Annotated in this window: 2 protein-coding genes; both read right to left on the reverse strand. The window is 73.9% G+C overall.

Translation table 11 applies throughout. From position 1 onward, the window contains the following. Positions 1-24: 24 nt before the first annotated feature. Positions 25-447: a type II toxin-antitoxin system VapC family toxin gene (locus MEICH_RS0114930; RefSeq protein WP_027883278.1), complete on the reverse strand. Its 423-nt coding sequence runs from the start codon at positions 445-447 to the stop codon at positions 25-27. After that, complete coding sequence (locus MEICH_RS0114935) at positions 444-704, reverse strand: type II toxin-antitoxin system Phd/YefM family antitoxin (RefSeq protein WP_027883277.1); 261 nt, start codon at positions 702-704, stop codon at positions 444-446. Before MEICH_RS0114935 ends, MEICH_RS0114930 begins: the two co-directional genes overlap by 4 nt. Positions 705-955 lie beyond the last annotated feature (251 nt).

Below are 955 nucleotides of genomic sequence, written 5' to 3' on the forward strand. Positions count from 1 at the left end.
CGGAGGGCGGCGGCCAGAGCGGGGTCAGGCCCCCGCCTCCCAGGGGTTGAGCAGCCGAACGGGCAGGCCCCGGAAGTGGCCGGTGTTGCGGCTGACCAGGGTGAGGCCGTGGCGCAGGGCGGTGGCCGCCAGCAGGGCGTCCAGGGGGGAAAGGGGGCGGCCCTGGTTCAGGGCCTCGCCGGTGAGGGCGCCCCACGTCTCCATGACCCCCGTGTCCAGGGGCAGAATCTGCCCGGCGAAGCGCCGCTTGAGGTCTTCGATCCAGCCTTCCAGGACAGCTCGGCGCGGCTCGGGGGCGCGGACGGCCCCCTGCACCAGCTCGCCCAAGGTGAGAGCGGAAAGGTAGGCTTCCCGCACGGAGAGCCCTTTCAGCCAGGCCGTAACCCTGGGGTCGGGCTGACGCTTGGCCGCCTCGGAGACCACGTTGGTGTCGAGCAGGTAGCTCAAAAGCCCACCTCCCGGTAGCCTGCGCGCGACCGGTCGGAGAGGGCCTCGGCCTCCTCGTCGGAGAGGGGCTCCGGCGGGCGGAGGGCCTCGAGCAGGGGGGTATCCTCGCCGCGAAGGCGGGTGTAGGTCGCCCAGTCCAGCACCACCACCGCGGGCCGGCCCCGCCGGGTCACGGTCTGGGCCTCGCCCTTCAGGGCCTGCTCCACCACCTCGGAGAAGCGGGCCTTGGCCTCCTGAAGCTGCCAGCTGCGTTTCACCCCATCAGTCTAGTCTGACTAGATGGGTTGGTCAAGCCGGACCTCCCCGTGGGGGGAAAGAGGCCCTCGGGCGGGAGGCGGGAGGCGGGAGGCGGGAGCGGGCTTCGCGGCCAGCGGGGGGCGGCATGGCCTCCACCGGCCGGGCGGGAGGGGTTGGGGGTGCTCGAGGCCCCCCCCTTCAGGCCTCCTCCAACGCCTGCTCCAGCCGCTCGCGCAGCCGGGCCACCTCCCCCCGCAGCCCGCCCAGCCCC

The sequence above is a fragment of the Calidithermus chliarophilus DSM 9957 genome, from assembly GCF_000430045.1.
Lineage (GTDB): Bacteria > Deinococcota > Deinococci > Deinococcales > Thermaceae > Calidithermus > Calidithermus chliarophilus.